Annotated in this window: 18 protein-coding genes; 14 read left to right on the forward strand and 4 right to left on the reverse strand. The window is 69.4% G+C overall.

The features are described 5' to 3' along the window. Positions 1 to 99 precede the first annotated feature (99 nt). From HUS56_RS09555 to paaZ, 5 genes are all read left to right on the forward strand, one after another. Positions 100 to 834 carry a collagen-like protein gene (locus tag HUS56_RS09555; RefSeq protein WP_173923195.1) on the forward strand — a complete coding sequence of 245 codons (735 nt, stop codon included), beginning with the start codon at positions 100 to 102 and terminating at the stop codon, positions 832 to 834. A gap of 162 nt (positions 835 to 996) precedes the next feature. Next, the gene (locus HUS56_RS09560) at positions 997 to 2,193 is read left to right on the forward strand and encodes an acetyl-CoA C-acyltransferase (protein ID WP_173923196.1); all 1,197 of its coding nucleotides are present in this window, start codon (positions 997 to 999) and stop codon (positions 2,191 to 2,193) included. Then, positions 2,193 to 3,002: an enoyl-CoA hydratase/isomerase family protein gene (locus tag HUS56_RS09565; RefSeq protein ID WP_173923197.1), complete on the forward strand. Its 810-nt coding sequence runs from the start codon at positions 2,193 to 2,195 to the stop codon at positions 3,000 to 3,002. The genes HUS56_RS09560 and HUS56_RS09565 overlap by 1 nt, the downstream gene beginning before the upstream one ends. Positions 3,003 to 3,211: 209 nt before the next feature. After that, on the forward strand, positions 3,212 to 4,081 hold the full coding sequence (locus HUS56_RS09570; protein ID WP_173923198.1) for a 3-hydroxyacyl-CoA dehydrogenase family protein: 870 nt from the start codon (positions 3,212 to 3,214) through the stop codon (positions 4,079 to 4,081). A 107-nt stretch (positions 4,082 to 4,188) separates the two neighbouring features. Further along, the gene (gene paaZ / locus HUS56_RS09575) at positions 4,189 to 6,276 is read left to right on the forward strand and encodes a phenylacetic acid degradation bifunctional protein PaaZ (RefSeq protein WP_173923199.1); all 2,088 of its coding nucleotides are present in this window, start codon (positions 4,189 to 4,191) and stop codon (positions 6,274 to 6,276) included. A 418-nt stretch (positions 6,277 to 6,694) separates the two neighbouring features. On the opposite strand, the gene HUS56_RS09580 is transcribed toward paaZ, so the two are convergent. The 4 genes from HUS56_RS09580 to mftR form a co-directional block, all read right to left on the reverse strand. Next, on the reverse strand, positions 6,695 to 7,105 hold the full coding sequence (locus tag HUS56_RS09580) for a type II toxin-antitoxin system VapC family toxin (RefSeq protein WP_173923200.1): 411 nt from the start codon (positions 7,103 to 7,105) through the stop codon (positions 6,695 to 6,697). Beyond that, on the reverse strand, positions 7,105 to 7,359 hold the full coding sequence (locus HUS56_RS09585; protein WP_173923201.1) for a CopG family transcriptional regulator: 255 nt from the start codon (positions 7,357 to 7,359) through the stop codon (positions 7,105 to 7,107). Before HUS56_RS09585 ends, HUS56_RS09580 begins: the two co-directional genes overlap by 1 nt. A 159-nt stretch (positions 7,360 to 7,518) precedes the next feature. Beyond that, positions 7,519 to 9,162 carry a GMC family oxidoreductase N-terminal domain-containing protein gene (locus tag HUS56_RS09590; RefSeq protein WP_173923202.1) on the reverse strand — a complete coding sequence of 548 codons (1,644 nt, stop codon included), beginning with the start codon at positions 9,160 to 9,162 and terminating at the stop codon, positions 7,519 to 7,521. Next, the gene (gene mftR, locus HUS56_RS09595; protein ID WP_173923203.1) at positions 9,159 to 9,800 is read right to left on the reverse strand and encodes a mycofactocin system transcriptional regulator; all 642 of its coding nucleotides are present in this window, start codon (positions 9,798 to 9,800) and stop codon (positions 9,159 to 9,161) included. The genes HUS56_RS09590 and mftR overlap by 4 nt, the downstream gene beginning before the upstream one ends. Positions 9,801 to 9,941: 141 nt before the next feature. On the opposite strand from mftR, the gene mftA reads away from it, so the two are divergent. The 9 genes from mftA to HUS56_RS09640 all read left to right on the forward strand — a co-directional run bounded on the left by mftA (position 9,942) and on the right by HUS56_RS09640 (position 17,131). Continuing rightward, positions 9,942 to 10,052 carry a mycofactocin precursor MftA gene (mftA, locus tag HUS56_RS09600; RefSeq protein WP_173923204.1) on the forward strand — a complete coding sequence of 37 codons (111 nt, stop codon included), beginning with the start codon at positions 9,942 to 9,944 and terminating at the stop codon, positions 10,050 to 10,052. Between the two features lie 10 nt (positions 10,053 to 10,062). Then, entirely contained in the window at positions 10,063 to 10,338 is a 276-nt protein-coding gene (gene mftB / locus HUS56_RS09605; RefSeq protein WP_173923205.1) for a mycofactocin biosynthesis chaperone MftB, read from the forward strand. Next, positions 10,335 to 11,639: a mycofactocin radical SAM maturase gene (gene mftC, locus HUS56_RS09610; protein WP_173923206.1), complete on the forward strand. Its 1,305-nt coding sequence runs from the start codon at positions 10,335 to 10,337 to the stop codon at positions 11,637 to 11,639. The genes mftB and mftC overlap by 4 nt, the downstream gene beginning before the upstream one ends. Before the next feature lie 168 nt (positions 11,640 to 11,807). Further along, a complete protein-coding gene (locus HUS56_RS09615; protein WP_173923207.1) occupies positions 11,808 to 12,668 on the forward strand; it encodes a mycofactocin-coupled SDR family oxidoreductase in 861 nt (286 codons plus the stop codon). Between the two features lie 94 nt (positions 12,669 to 12,762). After that, entirely contained in the window at positions 12,763 to 13,581 is an 819-nt protein-coding gene (locus tag HUS56_RS09620; protein ID WP_217423981.1) for a mycofactocin-coupled SDR family oxidoreductase, read from the forward strand. A gap of 13 nt (positions 13,582 to 13,594) precedes the next feature. After that, on the forward strand, positions 13,595 to 14,410 hold the full coding sequence (locus tag HUS56_RS09625) for a mycofactocin-coupled SDR family oxidoreductase (protein ID WP_173923209.1): 816 nt from the start codon (positions 13,595 to 13,597) through the stop codon (positions 14,408 to 14,410). A 75-nt stretch (positions 14,411 to 14,485) separates the two neighbouring features. Continuing rightward, positions 14,486 to 15,310 (forward strand): mycofactocin-coupled SDR family oxidoreductase, encoded by an 825-nt coding sequence (locus HUS56_RS09630; protein WP_173923210.1) that lies wholly within the window; start codon positions 14,486 to 14,488, stop codon positions 15,308 to 15,310. A gap of 69 nt (positions 15,311 to 15,379) precedes the next feature. Further along, on the forward strand, positions 15,380 to 16,219 hold the full coding sequence (locus tag HUS56_RS09635; protein WP_173923211.1) for a mycofactocin-coupled SDR family oxidoreductase: 840 nt from the start codon (positions 15,380 to 15,382) through the stop codon (positions 16,217 to 16,219). 75 nt (positions 16,220 to 16,294) lie between these two features. Continuing rightward, positions 16,295 to 17,131 (forward strand): mycofactocin-coupled SDR family oxidoreductase, encoded by an 837-nt coding sequence (locus HUS56_RS09640; protein WP_173923212.1) that lies wholly within the window; start codon positions 16,295 to 16,297, stop codon positions 17,129 to 17,131. Positions 17,132 to 17,144 lie beyond the last annotated feature (13 nt).

Raw genomic sequence — 17,144 nt, forward strand, 5'->3', positions numbered from 1 at the left:
GCACCGGCCGCACCGCTCGACGCGCGAGTAGCATGAGCGCGACGTGGATCGCCGCCGGGCGGCACGGTCCGCGCGGAGCGCGAGACGTGGGGGCGCCTGATGAGTGACGACCGCAGCACGCCGGGTACGGAACCCACCACGCCAGGGGCGGCGCCGCCGGCGACCCGAACGTCGCCGCCGACCGTGAGCCGTGCCCTGCTCCTCTGGGTCGGTGCGGCGGTCGTCGTGTTGTCGTTCGTCGCGGCGTTCCTCGGTTCGTGGCTCGCTCGATCCGCGGATGCGACGGAGGCGGTCGCCACCCAGCCCGCGGTCACCGAGGACGAGGTCGACGAGGCCGCCTACGAGGAGGCGCTCGACGAGATCCTTCCGGCAGGCTCGGCAGTCCGTGCGGGAACCGGCGTGCCCGAGTCCGGCAAGGGCTACGAGGGGGATGTGTACATCGACATCTCCACCTCCGACGTCTACCTCTTCCAGGACGGCGAGTGGACGCTCGTGGGGAACATCCGCACCTCGGCCGCGGAGAACCTGACGGGTGCGACCGGGCCGCAGGGTGAGCAGGGCGCTCAGGGTGAGCAGGGCGCCCAGGGTGAGCAGGGGGTGCAGGGCGAGCCCGGAGCGCCCGGAACGCAGGTCTCGCTCGGGCTCGGCTCGCCGTCGAACGACACCTGCACCACCGACGGCGACGTCTACATCGACACCGAGCGGGTCGCCTTCTACCAGTGCGCGGCCGGAACATGGGTGCTGTTCGGACCGGCTGCCCCCGTCCCGGTGCCCACCGACGAGCCGGCGGCTCCCGAGCAACCCGAGACCCCTGAGACACCGTCGGCGGGATGAGCGCCCGAGCCGGTGACGCACCGGCCGAGTGGCGCACCCGACATCCGTTTGCCATAATTACTTCCTGAACGGTCGGTCAGAAAATACCGGCGCGCGGATGCCGCAAGCCCCTGCCTACGCTGGGAGCAGCCTTCCACAGACAGAGCGGTCAAGGAGTGAAGCATGGCAGAGGCCTATCTCGTCGGCGGAGTGCGCACGCCCGTCGGACGCTACGGCGGCGCGCTCGCAGGCGTGCGACCCGACGACCTCGCGGCGCTCGTCGTCGGCGAGCTCGTGCGGCGCACCGACCTCGATGGCGCCGGCGAGCTCGGCGCGATCGACGAGGTCATCCTGGGCGGGGCCAACCAGGCCGGCGAAGACAATCGCAATGTCGCACGGATGTCGGTGCTGCTCGCCGGGCTTCCCGACGAGGTGCCCGGCATCACGGTGAACCGCCTCTGCGCGTCCGGCATGTCGGCGATCACGATGGCGGCGCAGGCGATTCGCGCGGGCGACGCCGACCTGATCATCGCGGGCGGGGTCGAGTCGATGACGCGGGCCCCCTGGGTGCAGGCGAAGCCCGACAAGGCGTGGGCGCGTCCCGGCGCGACGTACGACACGTCGATCGGCTGGCGGTTCCCGAATCCCACGCTCCTGGCTCGTGACAAGGCGACGTACTCCATGCCCGAGACGGCCGAGGAGGTCGCGCGCGTCGACGGCATCACCCGCGAGGAGGCCGACGAGTTCGCCCTGCGATCGCAGCACCGAGCGGCCGCGGCCATCGCCGCCGGTCGATTCGAGGCCGAGATCGTGGGCGTGCAGACGCACCAGGGTGAGGTGCTCGTCGACGAGGGCCCGCGGCCCGAGTCCACCATGGAGGGGCTCGCCAGGCTGCGTCCCGTCGTGCCCGGTGGCTCGGTCGTCACGGCGGGCAACTCGAGCGCGCTCAACGACGGGGCATCCGCGATCCTCGTGGCGAGCGCCGCCGCCGTCGAACGCTACGGGCTGACCCCACGCGCTCGCGTGGTCGTCGGCACGTCGGCGGGCCTCGCGCCCGAGATCATGGGCCTCGGCCCGGTGCCCGCGACCGAGAAGGCGCTCGAGCGGTCGGGCATCGACCTCGACGACATCGGCTCGGTCGAACTCAACGAGGCGTTCGCCACGCAGTCCATCGCATGCATCCGCCGGCTCGGGCTCGACGACGCGCGCGTGAACGCCGACGGAGGTGCGATCGCCCTGGGGCATCCACTCGGCTCGTCGGGCTCGCGCCTGGTCGTCACGCTGCTCGGCCGGATGGAGCGCGAGGACTCGCGCTACGGTCTCGCGACCATGTGCGTCGGCGTCGGCCAGGGCACCGCGCTCATCGTGGAGCGCGCGTGATGCGCGAAGGCCGGCTCCCCGAGCGAGTCGACGGGCTGCCGCTCGGTGCAGCATCCCCGGCGGATGCCGCGGCGGAGTCGCCCCTGCTCATCGATCGACTCGAGGACCGGGTCGTCGCGACCCTCAACCGTCCCGAGAAGCGCAACGCCATCGACCAGGCCACCATCGACGCGCTGCACCTGCTCTGCGCCGAGCTCGAGGCGATCCCGAGAATCCTCATCATCACCGGCACCGGGGGCGTCTTCGCATCGGGCGCCGACATCGCACAGCTCCGCGAGCGGCGCGCGGATGACGCGCGGCGCGGCATCAACGCGAACGCCTTCATCCGCGTGGCCGCCCTGCCCATGCCCGTGATCGCCGCCCTCGACGGGTACGCGCTCGGCGGCGGGGCCGAGCTCGCGTACGCCGCCGACATCCGCATCGCGACGCCGCGCCTCAAGATCGGCAACCCAGAGACCGGGCTCGGCATCATCGCCGCGGCCGGGGCGACCTGGCGGCTGAAGGAGATCGTCGGTGAGGCGCGCGCGGCCGAGCTGCTGCTCACCGGGCGCACGATCGGAGCCGACGAGGCACGCGACATCGGCCTCGTGAGCGAGCTGCACCCCGAAGACGAGCTGCTCACCGCCGCTCACGCCATCGCCGATCGCATCGCGCGCAACGACCCGGCCGCCACGATCGCCACGAAGCGCGTGATGCGGGCGCCGCGATCCGAGCATCCTGCCGTCGATCTCGAGGCGCAGGCTGGGCTCTTCGAGAGCCCCGAGAAGATGCGGCGCATGACCGAGTTCCTCGAGCGGAGGCAGAAGTGACTGATCAACACTCCGGTGGTCGAGTAGCGCCCGGCGAAGCCGGACGCGTATCGAGACCTGGTGAGGGGGATCTCGATACGCGTCGCGCTGCGCGCGGCGCTACTCGATCACCGGAGACGAGCGGTGCGCGCGGCGCTACTCGATCACCGGAGACGAGCGGTGCGCGCGGCGCTGCTCGATCACCGGAGACGAGCGGTGCGCGCGTCGAGATGCGTCGCGTGGCGAGCGGCGCCCCGTCCGACGTCGGAGTGCTCGGCGGCGGCCGCATGGGCGCGGGCATCGCCCACGCGTTCCTGCTCGCGGGCTCCCGGGTCACCGTGGTCGAGCGAGACGCGGATGCCGCGAAGGCGGCGTCCGCCCGGGTGCTCGAATCGGTCGCGGCATCCGTCGAGCGCGGCACGGCACACGAGGACGCTGCGGTCATCGGCGCCCGGTTCGCCACGAGCACCGACGTCGACGATTTCGCACGCTGCGACCTGGTCGTCGAGGCGGTGCCCGAAGATCTCGAGCTGAAGATCGACGCGCTCACCCGGGTCGAGTCGGTGCTGGCGCCGGCGGCCGCCCTCGCGTCGAACACGTCGTCGATCTCGATCGACCAGCTCGCGGCGCTGCTCGACCGGCCCGACCGATTCCTCGGCATGCACTTCTTCAACCCGGTGCCGGCGTCGGCGCTCGTCGAGATCGTGTGCGGCGGCGCCACCGATGGAACCCTGTTGGCGCAGGCTCGCGAGTGGGTCGACGCGATCGGAAAGACCCCGATCGTCGTGACGGATGCCCCGGGGTTCGCCTCTTCGCGGCTGGGCGTCGCGCTCGGACTCGAGGCGATCCGCATGCTCGAAGACGGGGTGGCGTCCGCCGAGGACATCGACAAGGCCATGACGCTCGGATACAAGCACCCGATCGGGCCGCTGCGACTCACCGACATCGTCGGGCTCGATGTGCGGCTGGGCATCGCCGAGTACCTCTCGAACACGCTCGGCGAGCGGTTCGCGCCCCCGGCCCTGCTGCGCCGCCTCGTCGCCGAGGGCAAGCTCGGCCGCAAGACCGGTGAGGGCTTCTACCTGTGGGACGCCCCATGACGAACCCAGACCCAGACCGACTGCGCCACTTTGGCGGCTCCCGCGCCAGATGAAGTGGCGCAGACCGCGGCGAAGTGGATCGGGTGAGCGCACATGAAAGGAACACGATGAACGAGATCCTGCCGAGCTACGTGAACGGCGCGTGGTGGAGCCCCGATGATGCGGCCCTTCGAGGCGCAGAGCCGGCCGAAGTGCGCGACGCGTCGACCGGGGAGCTGATCACTCGCGTGAGCACCGCCGGGCTCGACCTGGGCACCGCGCTCGAGTACGCACGGACGGTCGGCCAGCGCAGCCTCGGCGAGCTGACGTTCCACCAGCGGGCGGTGCTCCTGAAGCAGATGGCGCTGGCGCTCACCGAGCGCAAGGCCGAGCTCTACGAGCTGTCGGCACGCACCGGTGCGACGAAGCAGGACTCGTGGGTCGACATCGACGGCGGCATCGGCGTGCTGTTCACGTACTCGTCGAAGGGTCGGCGCGAGCTGCCGAACGCCAAGGTCTACGTCGACGGACCGGTCGAGAACCTCTCGAAGGACGGCTCATTCCTCGGGCGGCATATCTACACCCGCCTGCCCGGGGTCGCCGTGCAGATCAACGCGTTCAACTTCCCGGTGTGGGGATCGCTCGAGAAGTTCGCGCCGGCCTTCCTCGCCGGCGTGCCCACGCTCGTGAAGCCCGCGACGCCGACGGGCTACGTGACCGAGGCGTACGTGCGGATCCTCGTCGAGTGGGGCCTGCTGCCCGAGGGGTCGCTGCAGCTCGTGTCGGGCAGCGTGCCCGACCTCTTCGACCACCTCCGGCTCGGCGACCTGGTGGCGTTCACGGGCTCGGCGTCGACCGCCGAGAAGCTGCGCCAGCACGAGTCGGTGCAGACCGGCGGCGTGCGGTTCACCGTCGAGACCGACTCGATCAACGCGAGCGTGCTCGGGACGGATGCCTCCGCGGGCACGCCCGAGTTCGATGCGTACGTGAAGCAGCTCGTCACCGAGATGACGTCGAAGGCGGGTCAGAAGTGCACGGCGATCCGCCGGGCGATCGTGCCCGCGGCATCCGTCGACGACGTGGTCGAGGCCGTGCGTGCCCGCATCGCCGAGCGCGTCGTCGTCGGTGATCCGCGTGCGGAGGGCGTCACCATGGGCCCCCTCGCCTCGACGGCGCAGCGCGACGAGGTGCTGCGCCAGGTCGGCAAGCTCGAGGCGGGCGGCGGCGAGCTCGTGGTCGGATCGACGCATGCCCCGAACGTCATACGAGCCGACGGCGAGACCGGTGAGGCCTCCGAGGGCGCGTTCGTCGAGCCGATGCTGCTGCGGTTCCCCGATGCCTCCAGCCCAGCGTTGCACGAGGTCGAGGCGTTCGGTCCGGTGGCCAGCGTCGTCGGCTACGACTCGCTCGATGAGGCCGCCGCGCTGGTGGCGCGGGGCGGCGGTTCGCTCGTGACGAGCGTTGCGACGCACGACCCCGAGGTGGCGATGCGGCTCGCCTCGGGCATCGCGGCCTACAACGGGCGCGTGCTGTTCCTCGATCGCGACGACGCCCGCAGCTCGACGGGTCACGGATCGCCCGTGCCGCATCTCGTGCACGGCGGCCCCGGTCGGGCCGGCGGGGGCGAGGAGCTCGGCGGCATCCGTGCCGTGCTGCACCACATGCAGCGCACGGCCGTGCAGGGCTCGCCCGAGATGCTGACGGCGCTCACCGGGGTCTGGCACGCGGGCGCGGCGTCGCGGGCCGACGGGGTGCACCCGTTCCGCAAGTCGCTCGCCGAGCTGCGCCTGGGCGACCAGGTGGTGTCGGCGTCGCGCACCGTGACGCTCGACGACATCGAGACCTTCGCCGAGTTCACGGGCGACACCTTCTACGCCCACATGGACGAGGAGGCCGCGGCCGCCAACCCCTTCTTCCCAGGGCGAGTCGCGCACGGCTACCTGCTCGTGTCGTGGGCGGCCGGACTCTTCGTCGACCCCGAGCCGGGTCCGGTGCTCGCGAACTACGGACTCGAGAACCTGCGCTTCATCACGCCCGTCTCCCCGGGCGACGAGATCCGGGTCGAGCTCACGGCGAAGCAGATCTCGCCGCGCGAGACCGACGAGTACGGCGAGGTGCGCTGGGACGCGGTGCTGAAGAACCAGAACGACGAGATCGTGGCGACCTACGACGTGCTCACGCTCGTCGCGAAGGAGCAGGCCAGCCAACCCGCGTAACCTCTCCGGGCGGCGGCCGGCGTCGCCGCGTCGAGTGTGCCCGTTTCGCCGGGGTGTGCTCGTCCAGGTCGACGAACGTCCGTAGAAACGAGCACACTCGGCGACATCCCGACCGGCAGCCCGCGGAGCGAGATCAGGCGCGCAACGCGAGAGCGAACGGCAGAACGTCGGTCGCGCCAGCCTCGCGCAGAACCCGCGCCGCGACCGTGACTGTCCAGCGACTGTCGGCGAGGTCGTCGATGAGCAGAACCGGGCCGTGGGCAGCTCGAGTCCGTCGGCCGTGAACCGTCCCCACAACCCGGCGAGCCGGAACGCGGTGTTGCCGCCGATCGACCCCGCTCGGCCACTGCGCCCGCACCTCGATTCGACGCCGCTGACAATGGACTGCCCGGAAACACCAGACCGCCACCCGCCCGCCCTACGACGGCGACGTCGTAACGATACCGAGCCCGGCAGCCGCGTCCAGCAGGCGACGGTCGTACGCCCAGACCTCGTCTGCCTCGAGGAGGGTGGCCGTCGCGAGGTGAATGGCGTCGAGCGAGCGAAGGGTCGGGGGTCCGATGCGGCGCGCAACTGCGGTCACCTCGGGCACGATCGGTGCCTCCTGCACACCTGAGAGGGCATTGTCGCTGAGCCGGGCGATGAGTCGCGGGTCGACCGAGTCGAGCCGGCTGCGTAGCGCTCGCGTGACCTCGATCCACGCGAGCGTGGACGAGGCGATCACATGGCCAGCCGCCACCGCATCGCGGGTGGACGCATCCATGGCCGGAGATTCCGCTTCGGCGACGACGCGCTTCAACAGTGCGCTGCTGTCGAGATAGATCAGCATCAGAATCGATCGTCGCGATCGAGGAGCGTTTCAGCTGTGACGCCCTCGGGGAGTTCGAGGAGCTCTCGGGCCACTTCGAACGGCCGCCGCGGAGCAATGAGGTTCGCCCGATACGAACGCCCCGGACGGGCGTCGGTTTCGAGGAAGCGCTCGAGCGCACGACGAAGGATCTCCTGCTGGCTCACGCCGCTCTCGCGCGAGCGTTTGCGGAGAGCCTCGGCGGCCTCGGGGTCGAGGCGGAGGTTGACGGCCATACTCGATGGTACCGAATGGTACCGCCGTCGTCCATCGCCGCGTCCCCTCGTGGGCCTGCAGCGCCGAGTCTGTCCGATCCCACCGAGTGTGCTCCTCCATGTCCGCGATCACTGGCTGAATCGGGCACACTCGACAACCTCGTGGGGCCCGAGCCGCGCTCAGTCGCCGCGGCGCATGAAGCGTGCGACGAGCTCGCCGATCAGCACGGCCGTGGCCGCCGGGCCCCGCGACGGGGCATCCGGCAGCATCGACGTGTCGGCGATGCGCAGGCCCGTCGTGCCGTGCACCCGGCCGAATCCGTCGACGACGGCCGCGGCATCCGATGCCGGCCCCATCGGCGCGCTGCCGCAGAGGTGGATCGCCGTGCCGAGGTGCGCGAGCATCCAGGCGTCGAGCGCCGAGTCGTCGTCCAGCGTGGCGTCGTCGAGCTCGGAGAGCCGGTCGAACAGACCGGCGAACGCACGAGCGCGCAACAGTGCGACGGCGGTGCGGATGCCCCGGCGCATCCGCTCCCGGTCGTGCGGCGTCGACAGGTACCGGTAGTCGATACGCGGTGGGGTCAGCGGGTCGGCCGACTCGAGCGTGATCGACCCGCGCGCCTCCTCGCGCTGGAGGCCGACGAGCAACGTCAGATCCCGGCCGTGTGCGACCTGCTGCCGAACTCGCCGAAGCGACGCGCCGCGCAGCGCGCGAGTGGTCGCGATCGGATGCCGCAGCGTCGACTTCGCCCCTCCCGCGACGAGGCTGCCCGAGCCCGTGAGCAGGTGGCTCGTGGTCGTGACGCAGACCATGATCTCGAGGTCGTCGAAGTTCAGCGCGGTCGGGAAGGTCTCGGACGCCCCGGGATCGACCACGTCGGTCGACGACCGCCACCCCACGGACAGGTCGGGATGGTCGCTGAACGCGCGCCCCACGCCGGGCGCGTCGCGCACCACCGGGATCCCGAACGATGCCAACTGCCCGGCCGGCCCGATGCCCGAGGCGAGCAGGAGGTGCGGCGTGCCGATCCCGCCGGCGCAGAGCACGACGTCGTCGGCGTGGATGACGCGGGGCGTGCCTCCGCCGCTCCGGCCACCTGTGGGGCCCGCGTCGAGCACCTCGACGCCCAGGGCCCGTGTCCCGTCGCACAGCACCCGAAGCACGCGGCATCGGCCGATCACCTCGAGATTGGGTCGATCGCGCGCAGGATTCAGGTAGGCGATGCCGGTGTTCACGCGCACGCCGTCGACCACGTTCACCGGCACCGGTCCCACGCCCTCGGGGCCCGGCGCGTTCTTGTCCGGTTCCTCGGCGAATCCGAGCTCGAGGGCCGCGGCGGCGAACGCCCGGGCAGCGGGGTTCGCCTGCGAGGCGCGTCGCACCGGCATCGGACCGGCGTCGCCGTGGAACGGCCCGGCACCGAGGTCGAGGTCGCGTTCGAGGTCGCGCATCACGGGAAGCACGCGCTCGTAGCTCCACTCGGGGCCCGCGGCATCCGCCCATCGTGCGTGGTCGTCGGGGCGAGCTCGCACGAAGTACCCGCCGTTGATGGTGGAGGAGCCGCCGATGATGCGACCGCGGGCGATCGTGTACGGAAGCTCGGGCGTCAGGTGCCCGAGGTACGACCAGTTGGCCGGATGCCCCGGCATCGCGCCCTGCACCGTCGACCCGTCGAGCAGCTCGGCCGGGAACTCGCCGGTCGTGCGCGGCACCGCTCCGGCCTCGAGCACGAGGACCCGGTGATCGGGATCTTCGCTCAGGCGGGCGGCGAGCGCGGCGCCCGCCGAGCCGGCCCCCACGACGACCGTGGTGCGCCGGGTCACATCGAGGCGCTCCGATGCGCCTGCACGGTGCTGGTGTCGATCCGCTCGTCGATGAGCCGGAAGGCCTCGTCGAGGAGGTCGATGAGCGTGGACTCCTCGTCGGCGAGCCACTGCTCGTAGGCCGCCAAGCACACCCCGAGGCAGGTCCACGCCATGGTCTGCGGGATCAGGTCGTGCTCGGGCAGCTCCAGCCGTCGCGCGACGTGCTCCGCGACGACCTGACGCCACGATGCGTACCGGAGCGTCGAATGCGCGAGCAGCGTCGGCACGTGCAGGAGCAGGTCCATCCGCCGGCGGTGGTACGCCCACTCGGTCTCGGGGACGCGGTTGAACTCGACGATCGCCTCACGGAGCTGCTCCATGAGCGGCAGATCGTCGGACATGCTCGCCAGGTGTTGCCGCATGCGATCGAGCAGGACGTCGAAATGCCCCCACGGCAGGTCGCTCTTCGACGCGAAGTACCGGAAGAACGTGCGCCGGCCGATCCCGGCTTCGCGCGCGATGTCGTCGATCGTCGTCTGATCGAACCCGCGGTCCATGAAGAGCCGCAGCGCCGTGTGGCTGATCTCGGCGTGGGTCGTCGAGGGCGCGCGGCCCAGCCGACGATGCTCGGGCTCCGATACAGCGGGCTCTTCCATCCTTTCCACATCAGCAGCCAAGTCAACCCCCTTCACTTCGGCACTGAGTGTCATTAGTATCGTCCCAACCACGACGGTCGCCAAGGTCGGCGACCAACGGAAGATCGCCAATGGCGGCGATCACGACATGAGGAGCATCCCATGAGTCGAACCGAACAGCTCGTTGCGCCGCAGGGCGAGGTCGAGGACGTGATCGAGACGGATTCCCTTGTCGAAGAGGTTTCGATCGACGGCATGTGCGGCGTGTACTGAGCGCCGACCGATGAGCACCATCGATCCCGAGAGCGCCTGGCAGCTGCATCCGCAGGTCTCGGTCAGGCCCGAGCCCTTCGGTGCGCTGCTCTATCACTTCGGCACGCGCAAGCTGTCCTTCCTGAAGGACCGCACCCTGCTGACCGTGGTGGAGGGCCTCTCGGATGCCCCCAATGCCCGTGCCGCGTGCGACGCGGCCGGGGTTTCGCCCGAACACGTGCCGACGTACCTCCGGGCGCTCGGCACGCTCGTGGACTCGAGGATGCTCGTGGAGCGTGCGGCATGACCCTTCTGGATACTCCGGCCCGTGACATCCGACCGGTCACCGCCCCGCCGCCGAAGGCGATGCGCTTGGTCGACCACTTCGAGCTCGGCCTCGACGCGCCGATCTGCCTGACGTGGGAGCTGACGTACGCGTGCAACCTGTCGTGCGTGCACTGCCTGTCGAGCTCGGGTCGTCGCGACCCGCGCGAGCTGTCGACCGAGGAGTGCAAGGCGGTCATCGACGAGCTCGAGCGGATGCAGGTGTTCTACGTGAACATCGGCGGCGGTGAGCCGACCGTGCGCAGCGACTTCTGGGAGCTGCTCGACTATGCGACCGCGCATCACGTGGGCGTGAAGTTCTCGACGAACGGCATCAAGATCACCCCCGAAGTGGCCGCGAAGCTCGCCGCGAACGACTACGTCGACGTGCAGATCTCGCTCGACGGCGCGACGGCCGAGGTCAACGACTTCGTGCGCGGGCCGCGGTCGTACGAGACGGCGCTGCGCGCGCTGCAGAACCTGTCGGATGCCGGGATGCGCAACTTCAAGATCTCGGTCGTGTGCACTCGGCAGAACATCCCGCAGCTCGACGAGTTCAAGGCGATCGCCGACCGCTACGGGGCGCAGCTGCGGCTCACGCGCCTGCGGCCGTCGGGCCGGGGCGCCGACGTCTGGGACGAGTTGCATCCCACGCAGGCGCAGCAGCGCGAACTGTACGACTGGCTCGTCGCGCACGGTGAAGACGTGCTGACCGGCGACTCGTTCTTCCACCTGTCCGCGTACGGCCAGGCTCTTCCCGGGCTGAACCTGTGCGGAGCGGGCCGCGTCGTGTGCCTCATCGATCCGATCGGCGACGTGTACGCGTGCCCGTTCGCGATCCACGAGGAGTTCCTCGCCGGCAACGTGCGTGGCGAGGGCGGCTTCCGAGACGTGTGGCAGAACTCGGAGCTGTTCACCCGGTTGCGCGAGCCGCAGTCGGGCGGGGCGTGCACGTCGTGCCAGTTCTTCGACACCTGCAAGGGCGGATGCATGGCCGCGAAGTTCTTCACCGGCCTGCCGCTCGACGGGCCCGACCCCGAGTGCGTGCAGGGCTACGGCGAGGAGCTGTTGGCGGGCCGGAAGGACAAGATCGAGATCCCGAAGCACTCGGGCGACCACTCGCATCGCACCTCTCCGCCTCGGCCGCGAACGGGCATGGGTCCGGTCCGGGTGACGCTGTCGCGTCGTGAAGACCTGCAGGCGCCACCCGTGAGCGCGTGCGCCGAGGACCCGCTCGCCGGGTTCACTGCGGCCGCGGCATCCGACTTCGCAACGAAGGAATGAAGAGACAACCCGGCGCCGACCGGCGCCACCAGGGAGGCATCCGCTTCGAACCCGTGTGAGACCCGACTCGCCGACACGACCGCGATGACGCGGACGGGGTAGACGTGTGCGCTCACACGGCTCGGCAGCGGCATGCCCTGAAACAGGAGACACAGGAAGGAACACGTCATGGGAATGCTCGACGGGAAGGTCGCGCTCATCACCGGGGGTTCGCGAGGGCAGGGTCGCGCGCACGCGGTGACCTGTGCCCGCGAGGGCGCCGACGTGATCATCATCGACACGCTGGACCAGATCGCGACCGTCCAGTACCCGATGGCGCAGCAGTCGGACTTCGATGAGACCGTGCGACAGGTCGAGGCGCATGACCGGCGCATCGTCACGCACGTCGGTGACGTCCGCAAGCAGGCCGACCTCGACGCTGCCGTGCAGAAGGGCATCGCGGAGCTCGGCAAGATCGACATCCTCATCGCGAACGCCGGCATCTTCTCACTGGCCCCGGCCCACGAGCTCACCGAGGAGCAGTGGGACGACACGATCGCGGTGAACCTCACCGGGGTCTGGAAGTCGGCGAAGGCCGTGCTCCCCCACATGATGGAGCAGGGCGGCGGCTCGATCGTCATCACGTCGTCGATCAACGGGCTCGAGCCGGGCGCGAACTACGTGCACTACTGCGCCGCCAAGTTCGGGGTCGTCGGGGTCATGAAGACGCTCGCGCTCGAGTACGCGCCCTACGGCATCCGCGTCAACAGTGTGCACCCCGGCGCGATCCTCACGCCGATGACCAGCTGGCAGGGCGCTTGGGACATGATGTCGGGCAAGCCGGCCGGCGAGGGCACCGAGGCCGACATGCTCGACGCCGGGTACCACTTCCACGCGCTCAAGGGCAACGGCTTCTTGAACCCGCAGGTGATCGCCGACAGTGCGCTGTACCTCAACTCCGACCTGGCGGCGTCCGTCACGGGCGTCACGCTGCCGGTCGATGCCGGACACCTGCTCATGCCCGGCGTCAACCACAACCCGGTCAGGTAGCCGGTTCCAAGTCCCCCGCAGTTCCAAGTCCCCGCAGTTCCAATCCCCCGCTTATTCCAGATTCCCTCACAGAGATCGGCAGAAAGGACACGCCATGGCAGGTCAGCTCGAAGGCAAGGTCGCATTCATCACCGGCGCCGCACGAGGACAGGGCAGGTCGCACGCGATCCGCCTCGCACAGGAAGGTGCCGACATCATCGCCGTCGACATCTGCAAGCAGATCGACACCGTCGGATACCAGATGTCGACTCCCGAGGATCTCGCCGAGACCGTGAGCCAGGTCGAGGCCCTCGACCGACGCATCCACGCGGTCGAGGCCGACGTGCGCGATCGTGCCGCCCTCCAGGCGGCGTTCGATGCGGGCGTCGCCGAGCTCGGCCCGGTCGACATCGTGCTCGCGAACGCCGGTATCGCGCCGCTGTCGCTGAACCCCGTTCCCGAGGAGTGGCAGGACGTGCTCGACGTCAACCTCACGGGCGTCTACAACACGGTGGAGGTCGCCAAGCCGTCGATGATCGAGGGTGGCCGAGGCGGCGCCATCGTCATCACGAGCTCGACCGCCGGCCTGAACGGGATCGGCGGCAACACGCCCGGCGGCCTCGGATACACCGCCGCCAAGCACGGCGTGGTCGGGCTGATGCGCAGCTACGCCAACCAGCTGGCCGAGCACTCGATTCGCGTCAACACGGTGCACCCGACCGGTGTCGACACGCCGATGGTGGTCAACGACGTGATGCAGGAGTTCCTGGAGGCCGACCCGCAGATGGGCCAGGCGATGGCCAATGCCCTGCCCGTGCCGATGATCGACGCCGTCGACATCTCGAACGCGATCCTCTACCTCGTCTCGGACGCCGGGCGGTACGTCACCGGTGTGACCCTGCCCGTCGACGCGGGCTTCACGAACAAGAAGTAGGAGAGGACGAGACATGGCTGGACGGGTCGAAGGCAAGGTCGCCTTCATCACGGGCGCGGCACGAGGGCAAGGTCGGTCGCACGCACTCCGGCTCGCCGAGGAGGGCGCAGACATCATCGCGGTCGACCTCTGCGACGACATCCCGAACGTGGCGTACTCCTCGGCGACCGAGGAGGACCTCGCCGAGACGGTTCGACAGGTCGAGGCGCTCGACCGCCGGATCATCGCGCGCAAAGCCGACGTGCGCGATCGCGATGCGATGAAGGCGGTCATCGACGAGGGCGTCGCGGAACTCGGAAAGCTCGACATCGTCGTCGCGAACGCGGGCATCTGCGTGATCGCCGGCTGGGATGAGACGAGCGTCGAGGTGTGGGACCAGACCATCTCGACGAACCTCACCGGCGTGTGGAACACCGTGCAACTGACGGCACCGCACCTGATCGCGGCCGGGGGAGGATCGATGATCCTCACGAGCTCGGCGGCGGGCCTCAAGGGGCTGCCGTTCCTCACGGCGTACGTCGCGGCCAAGCACGGCGTCGTCGGCCTCATGCGCGCCTTCGCGACCGAGCTGGCCGAGCACAGCATCCGGGTGAACACGCTCCACCCGACCGGGGTGAACACCCCCATGGCCGATCCCAGGACCATGGAGAAGTTCGGCCCGCTCCTCGAGGCGCACCCGAAGCTCGGCCCGATGATGACCAACCTGCTCCCCGTCGAGAGCACCGAGCCGCGCGATCAGTCGAACGCGGTGCTGTTCCTCGCCTCCGACGAGGCGCGCTACGTCACGAGCATGGAGTTCACCGTCGACGCCGGCAACACGCAGTACTGAGCACAGCCGGATGCCGCGGCCCGCGACATCCGGAACCCCACCTCATCGAATCGATCAGTGAGAAGGAATGAAGCAATGGCTGGACGAGTAGAGGGAAAGGTCGCGTTCATCACCGGCGCGGCGCGCGGCCAGGGGCGTGCACATGCCCTGCGGCTCGCAGAAGAGGGTGCCGACATCATCGCGATCGACATCGAGGAGCAGGTCGAAGAGGTGCCGTACCCGACGGCGAAGGCCGAGGACCTGCAGGAGACGGTCCGCCAGGTCGAGGCGCTCGACCGACGCATCGTCGCCGAGACGGCCGACGTGCGCGATCTCGGCACGCTGAAATCGGTGCTCGAGAAGGGCGTCGCAGAACTCGGGCGCCTCGACATCGTGGCGGCGAACGCCGGAGTGGACATCGTCGGGCCGTGGCACTCGATGACCCCCGAGATCGTGCGGACGACGATCGACATCAACCTGATCGGCGTCTGGAACACGGTCATGGCGTCGTTGCCGCACATCCTCGATGGCGGGCGAGGAGGATCGATCATCCTCACGAGCTCGGCGAACGGGCTGAAGGCGGGGCCGTTCAACATGGCCTACAACATGTCGAAGTACGGCGTCACCGGCATGGCGAAGTCGTTCGCGATGGAGCTCGCCAAGGACAACATCCGGGTGAACAGCGTGCACCCCGGCGGCGTCGACACCCCGATGGTCGAGGGGATCATGGGTGTCCCAGACAGCGGATTCGCCAAGGGCTCGGAGGAGAATCCGAACCTCACCGGCATGTTCACGCAGTGGATCCCCGGCATGATGCCGCCCCGCGAGATCTCGAACGCGATCCTCTTCCTCGCATCCGACGAGTCAACGTGGATCACCGGGCACGCGCTGGCGGTCGACGGCGGTCTGTCCCAGTACTGAGCGGATGCCGCGGCCGCGCCATCCGGCTGCGGTGCGGCCGCGGCATCCCATACGGAAGGAGTCATCATCATGGGCCGAGTCGAAGGCAAGGTCGCGTTCATCACGGGCGCGGCACGGGGCCAGGGCCGCTCGCACGCGTTGCGGCTCGCGCAGGAGGGTGCCGACATCATCGCGATCGACATCGCGGAGTCGTTGCCCGGCATGGATCGCTACTACGAGGGCGCGACCGAGGAGGACCTCGCCGAGACGGTGAAGCAGGTCGAGGCGCTCGACCGGCGCATCGTCGCGCGCAAAGCCGACGTCCGCGATTACGACGGGCTGAAGGCCGCGCTCGACGAGGGTGTGGCCGAACTCGGTCACGTCGACATCGTGTCGGCGAACGCCGGCATCTTCGTATTCGGCGACCAGACCCACCTGGTCTCGGATGAGGAGTGGCAGCTCGTCACCGACATCAACCAGACGGGCGTCTGGCACACCGCGAAGGCCGTGATCCCGCACATGATCGAGCAGGGCACGGGCGGGTCGATCATCATCACCAGCTCGACCGCTGGACTCAAGGGCACGCCGAACGTCGCGGCGTACACCGCGAGCAAGCACGCCGTCGTGGGCATCATGCGCACGCTGGCACTCGAGCTGGCGCCGCACCGGATCAGGGTGAACACCGTGCACCCCACGGGCGTGGCGACGGACATGATCCTCAACGAGGCCACGTTCAAGCTCTTCATGCCCGACGCCGAGCACCCGACCCAGGAAGAGGCAGCGCCGATCTTCGAGTCGACGAACGCGCTGCCGGTTCCGTGGGTCGAGCCCATCGACATCTCGAACGCCGTGCTGTTCCTCGCCTCGGACGAGGCCCGGTACATCACGGGCAACGAGCTGAAGGTCGACGCGGGCTACACGATCAAGTAGCCGCGTACCCGGAAACCGTACGACAGCGAAGTCGTGCAACCCAGAAGAAATCGATGCATCGAAAGGAAAGAATCAATGGGTCGTCTTGACGGCAAGGTCGCATTCATCACTGGCGTCGCGCGTGGGCAGGGTCGCAGTCATGCGATCCGGCTGGCCCAGGAGGGCGCCGACATCATCGGCGTCGACATCTGCGAGCCCGTGCCGACGAACAACATCCCGCCGGCGACCGAGGCCGACATGGCCGAGACGGTGCGGCTGGTCGAAGCCCTCGACCGGCGCATCATCGCCACGAAGGCCGACGTCCGCGACTACGACGCGGTGAAGGCAGCGGTCGACGAGGGGGTCGCCGAGCTTGGCCGGCTCGACATCGTCGCGGCCAACGCCGGAATCGCGGGAACGCCGAACCCCGCCGAGAACCTGTCCGAAGAGGACTGGACGACGATGATCGACATCAACCTCTCGGGGGTGTGGCGGAGTATCAAGGCAGCGATCCCGCACCTCAAGGCCGCGGGTCGTGGGTCGATCATCATCACGAGCTCGACCGCGGGCCTCAACGCCTACCAGAACCTGGCGCATTACGTATCGGCCAAGCACGGTGTGGTGGGGCTGATGCGCACGCTCGCGCTCGAGCTCGCACCCGACATGATTCGGGTGAACTCGGTGCACCCGACCAGCGTCGACACCGACATGATTCAGAACGAGACCATCTACGGGCTGTTCGCGCCCGACCTCGAGCCCGAAGAGCGTACGCGAGAGGCGGTCGGCGAGCGGTTCGCGACCCTGAATGCGTTGCCGGTCCCGTGGGTCGAGGCCGTCGACATCTCGAACGCCGTGCTGTTCCTCGCCTCCGACGAGGCGCGCTACATCACAGGCGTGGCGCTGCCGGTCGACGCTGGGCAGACCACCAAGTAGGAGGAGCAACACC

Source organism: Agromyces sp. Marseille-P2726 (assembly GCF_902809835.1).
Taxonomy (GTDB): domain Bacteria; phylum Actinomycetota; class Actinomycetes; order Actinomycetales; family Microbacteriaceae; genus Agromyces.